The 18,679-nt window shown below is 72.2% G+C and carries 19 protein-coding genes, 1 pseudogene and 1 riboswitch; of the genes and pseudogenes, 7 read left to right on the forward strand and 13 right to left on the reverse strand.

Annotation, left to right across the window (positions count from 1 at the left end):
* Positions 1 to 121: 121 nt before the first annotated feature.
* A complete protein-coding gene (locus BJF79_RS59175) occupies positions 122 to 1,312 on the reverse strand; it encodes a hypothetical protein (RefSeq protein WP_075896528.1) in 1,191 nt (396 codons plus the stop codon).
* Positions 1,313 to 1,396: 84 nt separating this feature from the next.
* Between BJF79_RS59175 and BJF79_RS10035 the strand changes: the two genes are divergently transcribed.
* Complete coding sequence (locus BJF79_RS10035; RefSeq protein WP_075896530.1) at positions 1,397 to 2,512, forward strand: PLP-dependent cysteine synthase family protein; 1,116 nt, start codon at positions 1,397 to 1,399, stop codon at positions 2,510 to 2,512.
* Here the strand turns inward: BJF79_RS10035 and BJF79_RS59180 are convergent.
* Both BJF79_RS59180 and BJF79_RS59185 read right to left on the reverse strand, forming a co-directional pair.
* Positions 2,505 to 3,125 (reverse strand): site-2 protease family protein, encoded by a 621-nt coding sequence (locus BJF79_RS59180; protein ID WP_262401792.1) that lies wholly within the window; start codon positions 3,123 to 3,125, stop codon positions 2,505 to 2,507. The genes BJF79_RS10035 and BJF79_RS59180 overlap by 8 nt on opposite strands.
* Positions 3,122 to 3,802, reverse strand: coding sequence for a site-2 protease family protein (locus BJF79_RS59185; RefSeq protein ID WP_262401793.1), 681 nt, complete (start codon positions 3,800 to 3,802; stop codon positions 3,122 to 3,124). Before BJF79_RS59185 ends, BJF79_RS59180 begins: the two co-directional genes overlap by 4 nt.
* Positions 3,803 to 4,035: 233 nt before the next feature.
* Here BJF79_RS59185 and BJF79_RS10045 point away from each other — a divergent pair, with 233 nt between their 5' ends.
* Positions 4,036 to 4,395, forward strand: coding sequence for a hypothetical protein (locus tag BJF79_RS10045; RefSeq protein ID WP_075896532.1), 360 nt, complete (start codon positions 4,036 to 4,038; stop codon positions 4,393 to 4,395).
* 64 nt (positions 4,396 to 4,459) lie between these two features.
* A riboswitch (glycine riboswitch) is annotated at positions 4,460 to 4,555 on the forward strand.
* A 202-nt stretch (positions 4,556 to 4,757) separates the two neighbouring features.
* On the forward strand, positions 4,758 to 5,867 hold the full coding sequence (gene gcvT / locus BJF79_RS10050) for a glycine cleavage system aminomethyltransferase GcvT (protein WP_075896534.1): 1,110 nt from the start codon (positions 4,758 to 4,760) through the stop codon (positions 5,865 to 5,867).
* Between the two features lie 97 nt (positions 5,868 to 5,964).
* On the opposite strand, the gene BJF79_RS10055 is transcribed toward gcvT, so the two are convergent.
* Positions 5,965 to 7,137 carry an RNA-guided endonuclease InsQ/TnpB family protein gene (locus tag BJF79_RS10055; protein WP_075896536.1) on the reverse strand — a complete coding sequence of 391 codons (1,173 nt, stop codon included), beginning with the start codon at positions 7,135 to 7,137 and terminating at the stop codon, positions 5,965 to 5,967.
* A 274-nt stretch (positions 7,138 to 7,411) separates the two neighbouring features.
* Between BJF79_RS10055 and gcvH the strand changes: the two are divergent.
* The 3 genes and pseudogenes from gcvH to BJF79_RS10070 all read left to right on the forward strand — a co-directional run bounded on the left by gcvH (position 7,412) and on the right by BJF79_RS10070 (position 10,500).
* A pseudogene (gcvH, locus tag BJF79_RS10060) lies at positions 7,412 to 7,815 on the forward strand (glycine cleavage system protein GcvH).
* Positions 7,812 to 9,074 carry a serine hydroxymethyltransferase gene (glyA, locus tag BJF79_RS10065; RefSeq protein WP_075896538.1) on the forward strand — a complete coding sequence of 421 codons (1,263 nt, stop codon included), beginning with the start codon at positions 7,812 to 7,814 and terminating at the stop codon, positions 9,072 to 9,074. The pseudogene gcvH and the gene glyA overlap by 4 nt, the downstream one beginning before the upstream one ends.
* A gap of 52 nt (positions 9,075 to 9,126) precedes the next feature.
* The gene (locus BJF79_RS10070; protein WP_075896540.1) at positions 9,127 to 10,500 is read left to right on the forward strand and encodes an L-serine ammonia-lyase; all 1,374 of its coding nucleotides are present in this window, start codon (positions 9,127 to 9,129) and stop codon (positions 10,498 to 10,500) included.
* Positions 10,501 to 10,936: 436 nt separating this feature from the next.
* On the opposite strand, the gene amaP is transcribed toward BJF79_RS10070, so the two are convergent.
* The 8 genes from amaP to BJF79_RS10110 all read right to left on the reverse strand — a co-directional run bounded on the left by amaP (position 10,937) and on the right by BJF79_RS10110 (position 16,450).
* Positions 10,937 to 11,509, reverse strand: a complete 573-nt coding sequence (amaP, locus tag BJF79_RS10075; protein WP_075896542.1) for an alkaline shock response membrane anchor protein AmaP — start codon at positions 11,507 to 11,509, stop codon at positions 10,937 to 10,939.
* Positions 11,509 to 12,123 (reverse strand): DUF6286 domain-containing protein, encoded by a 615-nt coding sequence (locus BJF79_RS10080; RefSeq protein ID WP_075896544.1) that lies wholly within the window; start codon positions 12,121 to 12,123, stop codon positions 11,509 to 11,511. The genes amaP and BJF79_RS10080 overlap by 1 nt, the downstream gene beginning before the upstream one ends.
* Positions 12,120 to 12,356: an Asp23/Gls24 family envelope stress response protein gene (locus BJF79_RS10085; protein WP_158079144.1), complete on the reverse strand. Its 237-nt coding sequence runs from the start codon at positions 12,354 to 12,356 to the stop codon at positions 12,120 to 12,122. Before BJF79_RS10085 ends, BJF79_RS10080 begins: the two co-directional genes overlap by 4 nt.
* A gap of 171 nt (positions 12,357 to 12,527) precedes the next feature.
* Positions 12,528 to 12,728 carry a hypothetical protein gene (locus BJF79_RS10090; protein WP_410050065.1) on the reverse strand — a complete coding sequence of 67 codons (201 nt, stop codon included), beginning with the start codon at positions 12,726 to 12,728 and terminating at the stop codon, positions 12,528 to 12,530.
* Positions 12,729 to 12,741: 13 nt separating this feature from the next.
* Positions 12,742 to 13,656: an Asp23/Gls24 family envelope stress response protein gene (locus BJF79_RS65410; RefSeq protein ID WP_316043312.1), complete on the reverse strand. Its 915-nt coding sequence runs from the start codon at positions 13,654 to 13,656 to the stop codon at positions 12,742 to 12,744.
* 160 nt (positions 13,657 to 13,816) lie between these two features.
* Entirely contained in the window at positions 13,817 to 14,002 is a 186-nt protein-coding gene (locus BJF79_RS10100; RefSeq protein WP_075896548.1) for a hypothetical protein, read from the reverse strand.
* Between the two features lie 67 nt (positions 14,003 to 14,069).
* Positions 14,070 to 14,771 carry a response regulator transcription factor gene (locus BJF79_RS10105; protein WP_075896550.1) on the reverse strand — a complete coding sequence of 234 codons (702 nt, stop codon included), beginning with the start codon at positions 14,769 to 14,771 and terminating at the stop codon, positions 14,070 to 14,072.
* Entirely contained in the window at positions 14,768 to 16,450 is a 1,683-nt protein-coding gene (locus BJF79_RS10110; RefSeq protein WP_262401795.1) for a sensor histidine kinase, read from the reverse strand. Before BJF79_RS10110 ends, BJF79_RS10105 begins: the two co-directional genes overlap by 4 nt.
* A gap of 109 nt (positions 16,451 to 16,559) precedes the next feature.
* Between BJF79_RS10110 and BJF79_RS10115 the strand changes: the two genes are divergently transcribed.
* On the forward strand, positions 16,560 to 17,984 hold the full coding sequence (locus BJF79_RS10115; protein WP_262401796.1) for a cation:dicarboxylate symporter family transporter: 1,425 nt from the start codon (positions 16,560 to 16,562) through the stop codon (positions 17,982 to 17,984).
* A gap of 3 nt (positions 17,985 to 17,987) precedes the next feature.
* Here BJF79_RS10115 and BJF79_RS10120 read toward each other — a convergent pair whose 3' ends face one another.
* Entirely contained in the window at positions 17,988 to 18,548 is a 561-nt protein-coding gene (locus BJF79_RS10120; protein WP_075896554.1) for a hypothetical protein, read from the reverse strand.
* Positions 18,549 to 18,679 lie beyond the last annotated feature (131 nt).

The raw sequence follows: 18,679 nt of genomic DNA on the forward strand, positions 1-18,679 counted from the left end.
CGCACGACCCGATTCCGCTCCCCCGTCCGCCGCACGCCCTGAGGCCGAGCGTCCGTCCGCCCCACGGCCCGAGGCTGGGTGTCCGTCCGCTTCACGGGCCGAGGACGGGCGTCCGGCCGCCTCACGGCCTGTCTCCGCACGGCCATCCGCCGCGCGGCTCGGCTCCGCACGGCCCGGCTCCGATTGCCTGCCCGCCCTGCGTCCCGAGGACGGGTGTCCGACCGCCGCTCGGCTTGTCTCCGTGCGGCCGTCCGCCGGGCGGCCGTCCGGCGGACGGATCGTCTTCGCGGGGGCGGCCTCGCCCTGGTCCGGGTCGGTTTGGGGGCGGAGGGTGCGGATGTGGCCCAGGCGCAGGCGGGGGTTCCTGCGGGGCTCGTCGTTGCTCGCGGCCTTCGCGCGGCGGGTTTTGAGACGGGCGGTGGTGCGGGCCCGGACGCGCGGGACGGCGGCGCAGGCGGTGGGCCCGGGCGGCGGCGCGGCGCCGGGCGCGGGCGAGTTTGCGGCGGTTGGCGCGTTCGGCGGCCGCGCGGCGGTTGCGGAGTTCGGGCGGGATCAGGTCGTGGCGTCCGGCGATGAACTCCTGCACCCAGATCTTGCCGCGGATCAGGGGGCGCCGGATCCGCGTCTCGCGGCGGACGGCGCGCGCGTACTTGCGCGAGTCGACGCCGTACCGCCAGCGGGACCAGGGCGAGCCCGGACGGGCGACGCGCACGGCGCCGACGATCAGCAGCGCGGGCACGAACAGGCCGATAAGCCCCGTCCAGATCTTGCCCTTCAGCAGGGTCAATACGGCGAGGACCAGGTTGACCGCGAGGGAGGCGACGTAGAACCCGGAGATGACCTCGACCTGGATCCCGGGGACGGCCGGGAGCGGTGAGCTTTCGAGGCCGAGCGGGTTGACGCCGAGCAGGAGCAGGCCGGTGACGGCGATCGCGACGAACACGGCGTCGACGGACGCGCGGCCCTTCTCCGTCCAGTAGACGTCGCTGAGGTGCAGGATCAGCGCGAACTCGTCGAGGACGAGCGCGGAGCCCATGCCGAAGACGACGGCGGCGGCGAGGTCGAGGCCGACGCGCCCGTCCGGGACGGCGAGGCTCGCGACGCCGCCGACCAGCATGAGGACGACGCCGAAGACGACGTGGTGGATGTGGACGTCGCCCGCCTGGACGTTGCGGAACCACCAGCGGACGTCCGCGCGGATCAGCCGGACGTTCACCCGCGTCAGCACGAACGTGACGATGAACGCGACGAAGAAGCCGAACAGCGGCAGTCGGCCGGTGTCGACGATGCGATGCTCGAACAAGTGGATCATGAGCCCCCCGTGGGCTCCATGATGCCCGGTGACTTGCACCGATATCGTGGGAACCTGCCGATCGCGGACGATCGAGGGAGGGCCGTGGGCCGGATCGTGGAGCGCTGTGACCCCGGAGGCCGGGCCTGGATCGCCGAGGCGATCCGGTTGGTGGAGGCGGACGCGAACCGCAGCGCCGACACGCACCTGCACGTGTTCCCGCTGCCGCCGGAGTGGGGCATCGACCTGTATCTGAAGGACGAGTCGGTGCATCCGACGGGGTCGCTGAAGCACCGGCTGGCGCGGTCGCTGTTCCTGTACGGGCTGGCGAACGGGTGGATCACCCGCGAGACGACGATCATCGAGGCGTCCAGCGGGTCGACGGCGGTTTCGGAGGCGTATTTCGCGCGGCTGCTGGGGTTGCCGTTCGTCGCGGTGATGCCGGCGTCGACGAGCCCGGAGAAGATCTCGCTGATCGAGTTCTACGGCGGCCGCTGCCATCTGGTGGACGAGCCGGGCGCGATCTACGACGAGTCGCGGAGGCTCGCGGCGGAGTGCGGCGGGCACTTCATGGACCAGTTCACGTTCGCCGAGCGGGCCACGGACTGGCGGGGCAACAACAACATCGCCGAGTCGATCTTCGAGCAGCTGCGGCTGGAGCGGTTCCCGGAGCCGTCCTGGGTGGTGGTGGGCGCGGGGACGGGCGGGACGTCCGCGACGATCGGCCGGTACGTGCGGTACCAGCAGTTCCAGACGCGGCTGGCGGTCGTCGATCCGGAGGGTTCGGCGTTCTTCGGCTCGTTCGAGGACCAGGATCCCGGACGGACGGCGTCCGGTTCGCGGATCGAGGGGATCGGGCGCCCGCGCGTGGAGCCGTCCTTCCTGCCGACGGTGATCGACCGGATGGTGCGGGTGCCGGACGCGGCGTCGATCGCGGCGATGCGCTGGACGAGCGCGATCGGCGGCCGGAGCGTGGGCGGTTCGACGGGCACGAACATGTGGGGCGCGGCGCAGCTGATCGGTGAGATGCGCGCGCGGGGAGAGCGCGGCAGCGTGGTGACGCTGATCTGCGACGGCGGCGAGCGGTACGCGGGGACGTACGGGTCGGACACGTGGCTGCGCACGCAGGGCCTCGACATCTCGCCGTACATGGTGGCGCTGGAGCGGTTCCTCAAGTCCGGCACGCTGCCGGACGACGTCGAACCGTCCGGCGTCACATGAGCCGGATCGGGTTCACCAGGTCGGCGTAGATCAGCAGGCCGCCCATGACGATCAGCACGATCGCCATCGCGTACGTGACGGGGAGCGCCTTGGCGACGTCCACGTAGCCGGGGTCGGGCCTGCGGAAGATCCGGGCGAAGAACTTCTTGATCGCCTCCAGCAGGGCGCCGGCGATGTGGCCGCCGTCCAGCGGGAGCAGCGGGACGAGGTTGAACAGCCCGACCGCGAGGTTCAGCGAGCCGAGCAGCATGACGAAGTAGGAGACCTTCTCCTGCCCGGTGAGGTCGTCGGACGCGGCGATCTGCCCGCCGAACCGGCTGACGCCGACGACGCCGACCGGCCCGTTCGGGTCGCGTTCCTCGCCGCCGAACGCGGCCTCCCACACGCCGACCATCTTCTGCGGCATGTTGAGCAGCGCCTCGACGGTCCGGCCGGTGAGGTCGACCATGTGCTCGGCGACGGCGCCGGGCCCCTGCCGTTCCAGTTCGCGGGTGGGGGTGATGCCGAGGAAGCCGACGGTGACGACCTCGTCCGGGTCGTCCAGGCTGGCGAGCTGGTTCTCGGTGATCGGGACGGTCACCCGCCGCGTCGCGCCGTCGCGTTCGATCGTCATCGGGACGGACGTGTTCGCCGAGTCGCGGATGAGCAGCTGGAGCTGCTCGTAGTCCTCGATGCGGGTGCCGTTGAAGGAGACGACGCGGTCGCGGCCTGCAGCCCGGCCTGCCGGGCCGGGGTCGGGGTGGCGTTCGCGGGGCAGCCGTCGACGTTCGCGGCCTGGCTCGCCGGGATGATGCAGTCGGAGACCTGGTTGATCACGGGCTTGCTCACGTACGTGCCGAGGCCCATGATCAGGATGCCGAAGAAGATCACCGCGAGCAGCAGGTTCATCGCGGGGCCGCCGAACATGATCAGCAGCTTCTGCCACCAGGGCTTGGCGTAGAAGACGCGCTTCTCGTCGCCGGGCCGGACCTCCTCCAGGGCCGCGCCGCGCGCCGACTCGATCAGGCCCTGCCACGGGCCGGTACTGATCTGCCGGATCTCACCGGGCTTGTCGCCCTTGCGGGGCGGCAGCATGCCGATCATGCGGATGTAGCCGCCGAGCGGGATCCACTTGATGCCGTACTCGGTCTCGCCCTTGTGCCGGGACCACAGCGTGGGCCCGAACCCGACCATGAACTGGGTCGTGCGCACCTTGAACAGCTTGGCGAAGGAGAAGTGCCCCAGTTCGTGCAGGGCGATGGACGCCATCAGGCCGAAGAACAGGATCAGTACGCCGGCCAGCCAGCCCATGCGTCACGCCCCTCCGGTCGTCCGACCCCCGCCGGGCGGGGTGATCTCCAGCAACCAACTCAGCGTACGTCATCCGCCGGGTCGCCCGGATGCCCCGGGAAACGGCCCGTCCGGCGCCTTTTTGGCACTCCGCCAACAAATCTGGACGTACGCGTTGGCATAAGCGTCGCTATCGGTGCGAACCGGGCGGGACACATCATGGCGGTCCCGTCCGTCTGCCGGAAGGAAACGCCATGAAACGCGCGCTCGCGGCGGTGCCGTTCCTGACGATCGCGCTCGCCCTCACCGGCTGCGGCGGCTCCGACGAGGCACCGGAGGCGAGCGGCACGGACGGTTCGGGCTCGTCGGCGCCCGCGACGAGCGCGTCCGCGGCCCCGCGAACCGGCGACGCCCCGGCGACGGGCGGGACGTCCGGCAGCCCCGACATGTCGAACGCGGCCAAGGAACTGAACGACTGCATGGCGGAGCAGGGCGTCGACGTCCCGACTCCGACACCGGGTTCGACGCCGTCGAAGGAGCAGATGAAACGCGTCATGAAGGCGATGGAAGTCTGCGCCAAGAAGTTCTCCACCGACCCGCCGTCCGCCGGGTGACGCGGCGCGCCGCCCGGGGCTGGCCGGGGCGGCGACGCCGCTGCTAGCCTGGCGCGCAGCCGTTTCATCCCGTGCGGGAGAGTCCCCGGCAGCCGGCCCGGGACGCCGAAGGAGCAACTCCTCCCCGGAACCTCTCAGGCCAACGGACCGCACGGGCCAGGCGACCTCTGGAAAGCGGGGACCCGGTCCCCCGCCGAAGGTGAAAGCCCCGCCGCCGCACGCGCGCGGCGCGGTGAAGCTCTCAGGCGCCGATGACAGAGGGGGAGGCACCGAGCCGCCCGGTGCGCGAGTGGGACGATGGACGCTGTCGACCCCGTCGACTCCATCGACCGCGTCGCGCCCGTGACGAAGGAGCCGAACCCATGCCCGCCGATCCGACCGCGAAGCGAACGCCGCTGCACGACGTCCACGTGGACCTCGGCGCGCACCTCGTCGACTTCGCCGGTTACCTCATGCCGCTGCGCTACGCGAGCGAGACGGCCGAGCACCGGGCCGTCCGCACCGGCGCGGGGCTGTTCGACCTGTCCCATATGGGGGAGATCTTCCTCACCGGGCCGGGTGCCGGAGACGCGCTCGACCACGCGCTCGTCGGGAACCTGTCGCCGATGCAGACCGGCAAGGCCCGCTACACGATGCTCTGCGCGCCGGACGGCGGCGTCCTCGACGACCTCATCGTGTACCGGCTCGCGGACGAATCGTGGATGGTCGTCGCGAACGCGGCGAACGCCGACGTCGTCCGGGACGAGCTGGTCGAGCGGACCCGCGGCTTCGACGCCGCCGTCGACGACCGTTCGTCCGCGTACGCGCTCGTCGCGCTGCAGGGCCCGGACGCGCAGGGGATCCTCGCCCGGTTCACCGCCGCCCCGCTGGACGACCTCAAGTACTACGCCGTGCTCGCCGACCGGGTCGCGGGGATCGACGTGCTGCTCGCCCGCACCGGCTACACCGGCGAGGACGGCTTCGAGCTGTTCGCCGACGCGGGCGACGCCGTCCGGCTGTGGAACGAGCTGGCCGCCGTGGACGGCGTCGTCCCGTGCGGGCTCGCGGCGCGCGACAGCCTCCGGCTGGAGGCCGGGATGCCGCTGTACGGCAACGAGCTGACCGCCGAGACCACCCCCTTCGAAGCCGGGCTCGGCCGTGTCGTCAAACTGGACAAGACCGTCGACTTCGTCGGCAAGGGCGCCCTGGCGGCGCAGGCGCAGACTCCCGCGGGCCGTAGGCTCGTGGGACTGGTGGCGCGGGGGCGTCGCGCGCCCCGCAAGGGGTATGCGGTCGTCACGTCGGACGGCGTCCCGTGCGGCGTCGTGACGAGCGGCGCGCCGTCGCCCACACTGGGCGAGCCGATCGCCATGGCGTACCTCGACACCGGTGTCGGGGAGTCCGGCCTGGCCGTGGACGTCCGCGGGCGGGCGGAACCGGTCGACGTGGTCGCCCTGCCGTTCTACAAGCGTTCGTCAACTACTCGGCCGTGAACGACCGAGATCGTTGACCCGGTCGAGGAAGGCTTCGTTTATGCTCCCGACTGCCCTCTACGGTGGGACGGTCACAGGTCACATCGCCGGTCCCCGGTCAGGTGGGGGCCGGTTGGGGCATGTTGACGAATACCCACGCCGTGGCCGCTCGCTCGGCGATGTTGACCGCGGCGACGTGGTCGGCGGGCCCAGCGAGACCGCACCGACGACAGCTGAAGTGATCCCGGGTACGCCGGTTGGCGCGCCCGGTGTGCCCGCAGCGCGGGCAGCGCTGCGAGGTGTGGGCCGGATCCACCTCGATGAACGGCACTCCTGCCCGTTTCGCCTTGTAGGCGATGAAGGCGCCGAGCCGGTGGAACGGCCAGGACGACAGTCGTGCCCGCTGGTCGCGCGGAACCGTGACCCGCTCGCGGATACCGCCCAGTTCCTCCAGGGCGATACCGCGCTCGGTGCGTTGGGCGACGGCAACGACGGTCTTGGCGATCTTATGGTTGATGTGAGCAGCGTGCCTGGCCTCACGGCGCGACCGCTTCTTCAGCGCCTGTCTGGCCGAACGGGTTTTCTTGGCCTGCAGTTCGGCGCGTTTACGTGCCTGCCACCGCCGGTACCGGCCGAGGCGACGGCCGGAGTGATCGTGCCCGTCGCTGGTGGTGGCCAGGTTGGTGATACCGCGATCCACCCCGATGAAGCCGCTGGGCTCATACTGCCGGGCCTCGGGCATCTCACAGGTGGCGGCCAAGAGCCATTTTCCGTCCCGGAACAACAGGTCCGACTCGCCCCGGCGATAGTCGGCCAACTGCCTGAGTGCACTCGACGAACACGCGAAGCGCACGTTCTTGACTCTACCGTCCAGCGTCCAGATGCTGACGGTTCGCCGGTCGTAGTTCCACGACAAGCAACGGTCGTCGTACGTGTGAGCCGCGTGAGGGCGGAACATGATCGGTCTAGAGTCGACCTTGCGGCGACTCCTGGATCCGTTGGGGCCGAAGTTCCCGGCCCTGATGGCGGCCCGCAGGCTGGTGTAGGCGTCGGCCACGCGCTTGATGATGTGCTGCGCGGCCTGGGCTCCGAAACCGCGGGCCTTCAACTCGCCGTAACACAGGTTCCGCAGATCACGGACGCAGGCCTTGAGCGCGAGGTTTTCGAACGAGACGGCAGAGACCCAGTTGGCCGCTTCATTGATCTCGGGCAAGGTCCGCTTGAGCGCCGCCGCCTGCACGGCATCTGGCAGGAGCTTCACTTGGACCATGACCTTCACGATCGTGACCATAGCATTACTCTACGTTTTCGTCGGCGAGTCCGGCCCCTAGCGATCCAAAGGGAGACGGACACGCCACACCTCGTCGGTGCCCGCCATCGCGCATCGCTGCGAACCGGAGTACTCCGACGAGGACGACGGGCGCCCGCACCGTGCACTGCACAGGGTGCGGACCGTTCCGACACGATGGTGCGGTGCTCCGCACCGCGTTTTCAGGGTGCAGTTCTTCTCGGGCCTGCACGCCCGAGGTTCTTTGCAAGATCACGCCGAAAGAGAGAGCATTGACGTGAGCGTTCCGGAGCAGCTCCGCTACAGCGAGGAGCACGAGTGGGTCGCCGGCCTCGACGACGCCGGGCAGGCACCCGAGGACGGCATCGTCACGGTGGGGATCACCGCCCATGCCGCCGACGCCCTCGGTGAGATCGTCTACCTCGAACTGCAGCAGTCCGAGGGCGACACGGTCGAGGCGGGCGAGCCCTGCGGCGAGGTCGAGTCGACCAAGTCCGTCAGCGAGCTGTTCTCCCCGGTCAGCGGCGAGATCACCGCGATCAACGGGGGCGTGGTGGACGAGCCGAGCGTGATCAACGACGACCGTACGGGGAGGGGTGGATCTTCAAGGTCCGCATCTCCGAGACACCGGGCGACCTGCTGGACGCCGCCGCCTACGGCAAGCTCGTCGAGGAGGCGTGACCGTGTCCCTTTACGCTTCGCTGGCCGACGCCGACCCGCAGGTCGCCGAGGCCGTCGCCGCCGAGCTGCGGCGCCAGCAGTCCACGCTGGAGATGATCGCGTCCGAGAACTTCGCGCCGACGTCGGTGCTGGAGGCGCAGGGCTCGGTCCTGACGAACAAGTACGCCGAGGGCTATCCGGGACGCCGGTACTACGGCGGCTGCGAGTTCGTGGACGTCACCGAGCAGCTCGCCATCGACCGCGCGACCGAACTGTTCGGCGCCGAGCACGCGAACGTCCAGCCGCACAGCGGCGCGCAGGCCAACACGGCCGTGTACTTCGCGCTGCTGCAGCACGGCGACACGATCCTCGGCCTGGACCTCGCGCACGGCGGGCACCTCACGCACGGCATGCGGCTGAACTACTCCGGCAAGATGCTGAACGTGGTGCCCTACCACGTCCGCGCGGAGGACGGCCTGGTCGATATGGAGGAGGTCGCGGCGCTCGCGGCCGAGCACCGGCCGAAGATGATCGTGGCGGGCTGGTCGGCGTACCCGCGGCAGCTCGACTTCGCGGCGTTCCGGGAGGTCGCCGACTCGGTCGGGGCGCTGCTCATGGTCGACATGGCGCACTTCGCGGGGCTCGTCGCGGCGGGCCTGCACCCGTCGCCCGTCCCGCACGCCGACATCGTCACGACGACCACGCACAAGACGCTGGGCGGGCCGCGCGGCGGGCTGATCCTGGCCCGCGAGGAGTACGGCAAGAAGATCAACTCGGCGGTGTTCCCGGGCATGCAGGGCGGCCCGCTGGAGCACGTGATCGCGGCGAAGGCGGTCGCGCTGAAGATCGCCGGTTCGGACGAGTTCCGCGCGCGGCAGTCGCGCACCGTCGAGGGCGCGAAGCTCCTCGCCGAGCGTCTCCTCGCCGAGGACTCGGCGAAGGCCGGGGTGAAGGTGCTGACGGGCGGCACGGACGTCCACCTGGTCCTGGTCGACCTCGTGGACTCCGAGCTGACCGGACGGGACGCCGAGGACCGGCTGCACGAGGTCGGCATCACCGTCAACCGGAACGCCGTCCCGAACGACCCGCGCCCGCCGATGGTGACGTCCGGGCTGCGGATCGGCACCCCGGCCCTGGCCACCCGCGGTTTCACGACCGAGGACTTCGCCGAGGTCGCGGACGTGATCGCGCTGGCGCTGCAGCCGTCCTTCGACCGGGACGCGCTGGCCGCGCGGGTGAAGGCCCTCGCGGACCGGCACCCGCTGTACCCGAACCTCTAGAGCACCGTTCCCTCCGCCGGACCGTCCCGGCGGAGGGAACCCGGGGGCACCCATGGCCATCAGCGTCTTCGACCTTTTCAAGATCGGCATCGGCCCCTCGTCCTCGCACACCGGCGGCCCGATGGCGGCCGCGCACCGGTTCGCCCGCGGCCTGCACCGGGACGGGCTGCTGGAGAAGACCGCGTCCGTGCGGGCGATCCTCTACGGCTCCCTCGGCCTCACGGGCAAGGGGCACGGCAGCGACAAGGCCGTCATCCTCGGCCTCGGCGGCGACAAGCCCGAGACCGTGGACGTCGACACGGCCGACGAACGCGTCGCGGACGTCCGCGCCCGCGGCGTCCTGCGGTTGTTCGGCGACCATGACGTCCCGTTCGAGGTCGGCGAGCACCTGGTGTTCGAGCGGACGGAGTCGCTGCCCGGGCACCCGAACGGGATGCGCTTCACGGCGTTCGACGACGCGGGGAACGAGCTGCGCGCGCGGGTGTTCTACTCGGTCGGCGGCGGTTTCGTCGTGGACGAGTCCGCGACCGGCGCCGACCGGATCAAGCCGGACGACACCGTCCTGCCCCACCGTTTCGACACCGCCGCCGAACTCCTCGAACGCTGCGCTGAGACGGGCCTGTCGGTCTCCGGGGTGATGCTGGAGAACGAGCGGGCGTTCGGCCGTTCGCCCGCCGAGATCCGCGCGGGGCTCCTGGATCTGTGGGACGTCATGCGCGCGTGCGTCGACCGGGGCTGCGGCCGCGAGGGTCTGCTCCCCGGCGGCCTGCGGGTCCGCCGCCGCGCGCCGCTGCTGCACCGGCAGCTCACGGCGGAGAAGCCGTCCGATCCCCTGCACGCGATGGACTGGGTGACCCTGTTCGCCCTCGCCGTCAACGAGGAGAACGCGGCGGGCGGCCGGATCGTCACCGCCCCGACGAACGGCGCCGCGGGCATCGTCCCGGCCGTCCTGCACTACTACGACCGGTTCGTCCCCGGACGCGACGACGCCGGGATCGTCCGGTTCCTGCTGGCCGCCGGGGCGATCGGCGTGCTGTTCAAGCAGAACGCGTCCATCTCCGGCGCCGAGGTCGGCTGCCAGGGCGAGGTCGGCTCCGCCTGCTCGATGGCGGCCGCCGGGCTCACCGAGGTCCTGGGCGGGACGCCCGGCCAGGTGGAGAACGCGGCGGAGATCGGCATCGAGCACAACCTCGGCCTGACGTGCGACCCGGTGGGCGGGCTCGTCCAGGTCCCGTGCATCGAGCGCAACGCCGTCGGCGCCGTCAAGGCGATCAGCGCGGCCCGCATCGCGCTGCGCGGCGACGGCCGCCATTTCGTCACCCTCGACAAGGCGATCAAGACCATGCGCGACACCGGCCGCGACATGCTCGACAAGTACAAGGAGACGTCCCGCGGCGGCCTCGCCGTCAACGTCATCGAATGCTGACAGCGAGTAATAGACTGCGAACCGTGCACGCTCCCCCGCCGGATGACATGGACGACATCGCCCTCTCGATCGAGGAGGCCGCCGACCAGGTGTTCGAGGAACGCCGAGAACTGTTCGAGCGGCTCCGCGATACGTGAGGCGGACGTCGCGCGCTGAGCCGGTCGACGGGGCGCGCACACGGAAAGACCCGGAGGGCGCGGTGGAAATGGGAAGTGCCGCGTCCCCCGGGCCGGCGGGCCGCTCAGTGGAAGGGGCCCATGCCGTGATCCGTGTGTTCCCTCCATACGTCGAAGAGCCCCTTTTCGGAGCCGCCCGTGCGTGGGTGGTGGGACAAGCGCGCCTCCTCTTGCTCTCGACGTCAGGTTCTGTATTCGGACATTAGTCGCATATCCGACACAATGGGCCCAAGGGCGTTCCAAGGTCGCGTCAAACCCCGTCAGACGACGGTCGTGGGCTCGTCCTTCGGCACCAGGCGCAGCCGGACGACCGTGGGGATCGTGTCGCGTTCGAGGGCGGCGCACAGGCGCGGGACGCCCTCCTCCTGGATGCGGCGGCGCAGGTCGGCGGGGTCGGCGCGGTGCCCGTAGGTGACGTTGAGCCGCAGTTCGGGCGAACGGGACGAGCCGAGGAGGCGGGCGCGCACCCGGCGGACCCCCGGATACTCCTCGATCTCCTGTTGCAGAGCCCCGGTCACGGCCTTCGCCGACAGGCGCGTCCTGCCGCCGTCCGGGTCGGGTTCCATCGCCAGCTCGGGGACGCGGCGGGTGCGGAGCTGGCCGATCAGCCACAGCAGGCCGAGCAGGGCCACGACGACGGCGACCGCCGCGATCGCGGGCCAGAACCACGCGTTGTCTTCGGCGAACCGCCGGACGTCCGGGGAGAACACCCGCGTCGTCCCGTCGCCGAACAGCCCGGTGCCGCGCGCGAGGCCCACCCCGCCGGCGCCCAGCAGGACGGCCCCCAGCAGGATCAGGCCGGTACGGTTCGCGTGGGCGGGATGGCGGTCCATCAGTCCCTCTCGGCTCTGAGCCGGACCTTGACCGACCGGGGCGGGAACGGCCGCAGGCGGTCGAGCCGGTCCTGGACGGACGCGGCGACGCCCTCGCCGAGGCCCGCGGGTTCGTGCACGGGCGTCTCGGCGCGCACCTTCACCCGGCGGCGGTGCAGCTTCACCTTGCGGACGCGCGAGACGCCCGGGGCGTCCTCGGCGGCGGCGGCGGCCGCGCGCTTGAGGCCGCGGCGGTTGACGCCCATCATCACGTCCGGGTCGTCGCCCTGCAGCGGCACCATCCGGGTGCGGCCGGGCAGCAGGCCCGCGAGCAGGAAGATCAGCCCGAGCGCGGCGAGCGCGGCGGTGATCCCGAGGGTCTTCGCGTCGTTCCACGCGACGTCCGACACGCGCTCGTACGGGATCAGGTGCCAGGGCCGGTCCAGCAGGCCGGTGATCACCTCGATCGCGGTGAGGACGGCGGCGGCGGTCAGCAGCACGGCGGCGAGCGTCGCCATCCGGACGCGCCGGGACCGGAACGCGTGCCGGGCGGCGCGATCGGCCTTGCGGGCCCGGGCGGCCCGGTCTGCGTGCCCGGTGCGGGCGGGCCGGACCCGCCCGGCGTGCGCCGTCACCGGACGGTCCGCTCGTGCGCGAGCGGGTGCTCCAGCACCGCGACGTCCACGTCCACCTGCCGGACGGTGAGGCCGGTCAGCTCCTCCACCCGCGCGCGGACGTTCTCGCGGACGCGGCGGGCCGTCTCCCGCACCGGCATCGGGTACGTCACCGACAGCGCGACGCGCGCGGTGACGATGTGGCCGTCGACGCGGACCTCGGTGCGGGCCGCGCGGCGGCCGGGAACCGGCACGCCGAGCAGCGAGCGGCCGAGCCCGCCCGACTCCTCGACCTCGCCCGCGCGCGCGCGACGATCCGCGCCACGGCCCGGTCGGCGATCGCGTCTCGCCGCGTCCGCCCGCCGCGGCCCCGGGCGGCGGGGCCTCGCCCGGCGGCGCCTCGGGCGGCGCGTCCGGCGGGGCGGTCATCGCTGCCGCTTCCCGACGTTCAGCGAGAACAGCTGCCGCAGGTCCAGCTCGCCCTCGATGGCGCGGCCGATCAGGAAGCCGAACGCGCCGAGCAGCAGCACGATAAAGAACGCGCCGAAGCCGCCGAACGCGCCCGCGAATCCGAGCGCGATGCCGAACGCCAGGCCGACCAGGGGCCACAGCAGTCTCATGTCCATCCGGTTCTCCCCCTCAGGTCAGCACGTCGGCGATCAGCACGTCGACCGCGCGTCCCTCGCACAGCGGACGGACGGCGCCGCGCACGTCCGCGGCGACCAGCGGCAGCGGGCGCCCGTAGCGGACGACCACCCCGACCTCGACCGTCCCGTCGCGGACCGCGCGCCCGCGAACGGCGGCCCCGCCCGGTAGGTCGCGACGCGGCCGTGCGGCCCGGCCGTCAGCTCCGCGACGCCGTCGCAGGCCAGCACCCGTTCGGCGATCCGCTCGGCGAGGATCTCGGCGGGCGACGGCTCGACCGGCGCGGCCTGGATCGTCTCGGTGTCGGCCTCGGTGTCCGCTTCGGCCTCCGGTGCGGTGTCGGCCTCGACGCCCGGAGCGGCCGACGGGCTCGGCACCGCGGACCGCCCGGGCGCGTTCGTCCACGTGATCATCGGACCCGCGGCTCTCGGACTGCCGCTCCTCGTCGTCCTCGGCGAGGTGCACGTCGTCGACGGCGATGTTGACCTCGACGACCTCCAGCCCGCACATGTGCTCGATCTCGTTGCTCACGCTGCGGCGCACCGCGTTGGCGAGGTCCGGGATGGAGACGCCGTACTCGACGACGACGTCGATGTCCACGGCCGCCTGCCGCTCCCCCACCTGCACCTGCACGCCCTGCGTGACATCGCTCGACATGCCGGGCATCCGTTCGCGCATCGAGCCGATCGTGCGGCTCATCCCGGCGCCCATCTCGTGGACGCCGCCGACCTGCCGGGCCGCCATCGACGCGATCTTCGCGACGACGACGTCGGCGATCGTGGTCTTGCCCCCCTGCGTGACGAGTTCGCTGCGGCCGCCCGAGTCGGGCCGTCGCGCCTGTCCCTGCTGCCCGGGCCGCTGCATCGTCCCGGTCTGTCCCTGGCCGGTGCGCCCATCCTCCTGGCTCACGACGTCCCCCAAACGCGTCGGTAACGTCAGTGTGATGCTCGGCACGGCCGAAGAAAACCGCCAAAATGGACAAAGACCAGGTCAATGGCGTTTTGCCCGGCCGTGCGGAGGGGCCGGTGGCACCCCACCGGCCCCTCCGACGAGAACGCCCGTCCGGCCGCTACCCCTTGAACATGGCGCGCATCTTCCTCGCCGCGTCCCCGGGCTTCGGTGCCGCGCCCTTGCGGCCGTGCGCCGCCTCGCGCGCGGCCGCGCGCTCCTCGCCCTCCGGAGCGGCGTCACCGGCGGCCTCGCGGCCCGCCTCGCCCTGGGTCTTGCGCTCGGTCTTGTCGTTCACGTCACCCACGACAACTCCCCCGAAGTCGTTGCACTGACGAACCATCGTCCCAGTGGTACCCCGAGTCGCGCTCGTTCTACCCGGCGGCGCGGCGCCGCTCAGGGTAGAAACGCACCTCGGGACGCCCGATCTGCCCGTAATGGGGGCGTCGCGCGGCCAGCCCGTTCTCCGCGAGGTACTCCAGGTAGCGGCGCGCGGTGACGCGGGAGACGCCGGCCAGGTCGGCGACCGCCGCGGCCGGCAGCCCGTCGGCGGCGCCGGACAGCGCCGCGCTGACCCGCTCCAGCGTCTCGCCGCTCATCCCCTTCGGCAGCGCGGGCCGCCCGGGGGCGCGCAGCCCCGCGAGCATCCCGTCCACGTCGGCCTGCCCCGCGACCTGCCCGTCCCGCGCCGTCTGGTCGCGGAACCGCGCGTACCGTTCGAGCCGCTCGCGCAGCGACGCGAACGTGAACGGTTTCAGCAGGTACTGGACGATCCCGGCCGACACCGCCGACCGGATGACGGTCAGGTCCCGCGCGGACGTCACGGCGATGACGTCCACGTCGCGTCCCTCGGCGCGCAGCGCCCGGCAGACGGTGAGGCCGTGCGTGTCGGGCAGGTAGAAGTCCAGCAGGACGACGTCGACGGGTTCGCGGCGGCAGAACCGCAGGGCGTCCGCGCCGGAATGCACCACCCCGGCGACCTCGAACCCGGGGACGCGCTCGACGTAGAGCTGGTGCGCCTCCGCCGCGACGCGCTCGTCCTCGACCACCAGCACCCGGATCGGCGTGCCGTTCATCGCACCGTCCCCTCCGTTCGTCGTGCGCGGACCGGCAGCCGGACGGTGAACTCCGCCCCGGACCCGCCGCCGTCGATCCCGCCGTCGACCTCGATCGTCCCGCCGTTGCGGCGGACGGCCTGCCCGACCAGTGCGAGCCCGAGCCCGCGGCCGGCCGCGTCGCCGCCGCCGTCGTGTTTCGTCGTCCAGCCGCGCCGGAACATGTCCGGGACGGCCGCCGCCCGCAAGCCCGGGCCGCTGTCGGCGACCGTCAGGACGAGCGCGTCCGGCGCCGCCCGCACGGTGACCGTCACCCGCGGCTGCCGCCGGTCGGCCCCGGCGATCGCGGCGTCCACCGCGTTGTCGATCAGGTTGCCGAGGATCGTGACGAGGTCGCGCGGCTCGATCCCGCCCGCGGCGCCGTCCAGCGCCGACTCGGTGCCGAGGTCGAGCTCGACGCCGCGTTCGGCTGCCTCGGCGGACTTGCCGAGCAGCAGCGCCGCCAGCACCGGCTCGCTCACCGCGCCGACCACCCGGTCGGTGAGCCGCTGCGCCGCCGCCAGTTCCGACGTCGCGAACTCCACGGCCTGCTCCGGACGGCCGAGTTCCACCAGCGACACCACCGTATGCAGCCGGTTCGCCGCTTCGTGCGCCTGCGACCGCAGCGACTCGGCGAACCCGCGCACGGTGTCCAGCTCGCCGGTCAGGCCCTGCAGCTCGGTGTGGTCGCGCAGCGTCACGACGTTCCCCATCGCGCGGTCCCCGGACCGGACGGGCGAGGTGTTCACGACCAGGACGCGCGTGTCGCCCACGTGGATCTCGTCCGACCGGGGCGCGGGCGACACGAGCGCCTCGGCCAGCGCGTCCGGCAGGCCCAGCTCCGCGGCGGGACGGCCGCGCACCCGCGCGGGCGGCGGCAGCCCGAGGAGATCGCGGGCCGCGTCGTTGTAGAGCACGATCCGTCCGGCCCGGTCGGTCAGCAGGAGGCCCTCCCGGACGGCGTGCAGGATCGCCTCGTAGTAGTCGAACATCTCGCGCAGCTCGCGGGGCGCGGCGCCGCGCGTCTGGCGGCGCAGCCGCGCCGAGATCAGGTAGCTCCCGGCGATCCCCGCGCCGAGCACGGCGACCGCGACGAGGCCGAGGGACAGCAGCCGTTCCCGGAACTCCGCGGAGATCTCCCGGACCGTGATGCCGACCGCCACCAGTGCCACCACGCGCCGCCGGGCGCCGGACGAACCGGCCTCGGCCTCGCCGAACACGGGCGCGACCGTCCGGACGGACGGGCCGAGCGTCCCGGTGTAGGTCTCGCTGAACGTTCGTCCGGCGAGCGCGGGGCCGGTGTTGCCGACGAACCGGCCGCCGATCCGGGCCGGCTCGGGATGGGTGTAGCGGGTGCCGTCCGGCGCCATGATCGTGATGAAGTCGATGCCGGTGTCGTGCCTGATCAGCTCGGTGTAGGGCTGCAGGACCGACGTCGGGTCGGGGGACGCGAGCGCGGCGCGCAGGTTCGGGGAGTCGGCGATGCTCTCGGCGACGGCGGTGACGGTCTGCTCGGCGCGGTCGTGCGCCGCGCGGCGCGCGTCCAGCCCGGCCAGGGCGGTGCCGAGGACGACGAGCAGGCCGACGACGACCGCCTGCAGCACGAGCAGCCGCCGCGCCAGGCTCCAGCGTCCGATCGACGCCGCGGCCAGCGCCTTCACCTTCCGCAAACCTCCGGTCCCCGACGTGCGAACAAAACGTACACAAACGTGACTGGGGTCACAGGACACGCGCATAGTGTGCCCGCCGGATAACCAGAGGAGACATGTTTTGGCTGCCACCCCCACCCCAGCGGGCCGCAAACCCAAGGACCGCGTGCACTACCTGTATCTCGCGGTCATCGCGGCCGTGGTCGCCGGTGCCGCCGTCGGGATCGCGGCGCCGGACTTCGCGGTCGAACTGAAGCCGATCGGCGAGGCCTTCGTCAAACTGATCAAGATGATGATCGCGCCGGTCATCTTCTGCACGATCGTGCTCGGCGTCGGCTCGGTCGCCCGCGCGGCCAGCGTCGGCAAGGTCGGCGTCATCACCATCGGCTACTTCCTGCTGATGTCGACGTTCGCGCTGACGATCGGCCTGGTCGTCGGCAACCTGCTGCACCCGGGCGAGAACATGCACCTCGACCCGTCCAGCGTGTCGTCGGCGCACGAGCAGGCCGAAGGCGGCGAGGGCACCGTCGACTTCCTGCTCGGGATCGTTCCCGACACGCTCGTGTCGGCGCTGACGCAGGGCGAGGTCCTGCAGACGCTGCTGGTCGCGCTGCTGGTCGGTTTCGCGCTGCAGCAGCTCGGCCCGGCGGGCGCCCCGATCCTGCGCGGCATCGAGCACCTGCAGAAGCTCGTCTTCCGCGTGCTGTCGATGATCATGTGGGCGGCCCCGGTCGGCGCGTTCGGCGCGATCGCCGCCGTCGTCGGCTCCAGCGGCTGGGACGCGCTGCGCAGCCTCGCCGTCATCATGGTCGGCTTCTACGTCACGTGCGTGGTGTTCGTCTTCGTCATCCTCGGCGCCGTGCTGTGGCTGGTCGCCCGGATCAACGTGTTCACGCTGCTGCGCTACCTCGCCCGCGAGTTCCTGCTGATCCTGTCGACGTCGTCGTCGGAGTCGGCGCTGCCGCGCCTCATCGCCAAGATGACGCACCTGGGGATCAGCCGCCCGGTCGTCGGCATCACCGTCCCGACCGGCTACTCCTTCAACCTCGACGGCACCGCCATCTACCTGACGATGGCGACGCTGTTCATCGCGTCCGCGCAGGACCAGCCGCTGTCGGTCGGCGAGCAGATCCCGCTGCTGCTCTTCATGATCATCGCCTCGAAGGGCGCCGCGGGCGTCACCGGCGCGGGCCTGGCCACCCTGGCCGGGGGCCTGCAGTCGCACAAGCCGGAACTGGTGGACGGCGTCGGCTTCATCGTCGGCATCGACCGGTTCATGTCCGAGGCCCGCGCCCTGACGAACTTCGCGGGCAACGCCGTCGCGACCGTCGTCATCGGCGTGTGGACGCGGGAGTTCGACGCCGCGAAGGCGCGCCGCGTCCTCGCGGGCGAGGACCCGTTCGACGAGGCCACGATGCTGGACGACGCCCACGGCGGCGCCGACCGTCCGGACGACGCCGCCGCCCCGACGGACGACGCCCCGACGGACGCCGACGGCGCGTCCGAGCGCGAGACGGCGGCGACCGTCGGCACCGCCAAGGGCTGACGTTCAGGCCGTTCCGGCCGTTTCCAGGGGCGCGCGGCGCCGCCCGGAACGGGGGAACACCAGCCGGAACCGGATCACGGCGGGCAGGTCGGGCATCCCGACCGCCCGCCGGTACCGTTCCACCGGTCCGGCGCCCAGCTCCCCGTACACCTCGCCCAGCACGGCGTCGGCCGCGCACACGACCGTCATCCGCAGCCGCGGCCGCTGCACGCTGCCGGTCAGCCGGATCCGCACGTCCTGCACGCCCGGCAGGTTCCGCGCGTCCCGGTCGAGGACGCCCGCGGCCTCCCGGGCGCGCTCGCGGGTGCGGGCGTCCAGGTCGGGGCGCCACTGCTGGACGACCGACCGCAGCTGCGTGATCAGCCACAGCTGCCCGGCGAGGGCGACCGCCTCCGCGACGCCGGTGAGGACCGGCAGGAACCAGAGGCTTTCGGTGGCGAACGCCACCAGTTCCGGATGGAAGGGCGGCGCGTCCGCCAGGCCGAAGGCGCCGAGCCCGAGGCCGAGGGCGGCTGTTCCGCAGCCCGCCAGCACGGCCCCCGTCGTCATGATCGCGATCCGCATGCGGCTCTCCCCTCAGCCCCGCCGGTAGCCGACGCGGACGTCCACCGCCGGTACCCGCATCGGCTCGATCGCGTCCAGCCGCTCGCCGACGGCCTCGGCCACCAGGTCCGCCAGGTTGGCGGGGTTGTGGT

The sequence above is a fragment of the Actinomadura sp. CNU-125 genome (assembly GCF_001942465.1).
GTDB lineage: Bacteria > Actinomycetota > Actinomycetes > Streptosporangiales > Streptosporangiaceae > Spirillospora.

Coding starts and splice junctions, on each gene's coding strand:
- BJF79_RS59175 (WP_075896528.1), bottom strand. CDS start 1,312: ATGATCCACTTGTTCGAGCATCGCATCGTCGACACCGGCCGACTGCCG.
- BJF79_RS59180 (WP_262401792.1), bottom strand. CDS start 3,125: ATGACGATCGAACGCGACGGCGCGACGCGGCGGGTGACCGTCCCGATC.
- BJF79_RS59185 (WP_262401793.1), bottom strand. CDS start 3,802: ATGGGCTGGCTGGCCGGCGTACTGATCCTGTTCTTCGGCCTGATGGCG.
- BJF79_RS10045 (WP_075896532.1), top strand. CDS start 4,036: ATGAAACGCGCGCTCGCGGCGGTGCCGTTCCTGACGATCGCGCTCGCC.
- gcvT (WP_075896534.1), top strand. CDS start 4,758: ATGCCCGCCGATCCGACCGCGAAGCGAACGCCGCTGCACGACGTCCAC.
- BJF79_RS10055 (WP_075896536.1), bottom strand. CDS start 7,137: ATGGTCACGATCGTGAAGGTCATGGTCCAAGTGAAGCTCCTGCCAGAT.
- BJF79_RS10070 (WP_075896540.1), top strand. CDS start 9,127: ATGGCCATCAGCGTCTTCGACCTTTTCAAGATCGGCATCGGCCCCTCG.
- amaP (WP_075896542.1), bottom strand. CDS start 11,509: ATGGACCGCCATCCCGCCCACGCGAACCGTACCGGCCTGATCCTGCTG.
- BJF79_RS10090 (WP_410050065.1), bottom strand. CDS start 12,728: ATGGACATGAGACTGCTGTGGCCCCTGGTCGGCCTGGCGTTCGGCATC.
- BJF79_RS10105 (WP_075896550.1), bottom strand. CDS start 14,771: ATGAACGGCACGCCGATCCGGGTGCTGGTGGTCGAGGACGAGCGCGTC.
- BJF79_RS10120 (WP_075896554.1), bottom strand. CDS start 18,548: ATGCGGATCGCGATCATGACGACGGGGGCCGTGCTGGCGGGCTGCGGA.